This window comes from Nostoc sp. 2RC, assembly GCF_014222165.1.
Taxonomy (GTDB): Bacteria; Cyanobacteriota; Cyanobacteriia; order Cyanobacteriales; family Nostocaceae; genus Nostoc; species Nostoc linckia.
Genome location: NZ_JACKZU010000813.1, coordinates 1 through 374, shown reverse-complemented (window position 1 = coordinate 374; position 374 = coordinate 1). Strand labels below are relative to the sequence as shown.

Below are 374 nucleotides of genomic sequence, written 5' to 3'. Positions count from 1 at the left end.
GCTTGTTCGTGCCAAAATCGCAGCATTGGTAAAAAATCTTGGGCGATATTTGGATGTTCAAAAACTCGCTGCACTTCGTTCAAAGCCAAAATCACAGGATTTGATGAAATCTGCTGTAATAGATAAGCTTCAAAATAAATTTTGCAGCTGACTTTGCTGCCCATTTCTGTATCCCAAAAATCATCAAGACAGGAAATTAAGTTTAACTGCTTGGTGATATAAATACAGAACCAACGCAAAAATTTATCCAGAGAAGCAAAAACTTCTTCGTCTGCTTCTTGAAAATCCAAGTAGATTACTTGATAATTTTGCTCTTTAGCATAAGCAATCATTCGGTTGAGCAAGGAACTTTTGCCCATTTTTTTGGGTGCTTT

Annotated in this window: 1 protein-coding gene; it reads right to left on the bottom strand. The window is 36.4% G+C overall.

The features are described 5' to 3' along the window. Positions 1-359, bottom strand: a 359-nt coding sequence (locus GNE10_RS35100; protein ID WP_260447161.1) for an AAA-like domain-containing protein, incomplete at its 3' end; no start/stop codon positions are given. Positions 360-374: the final 15 nt, after the last annotated feature.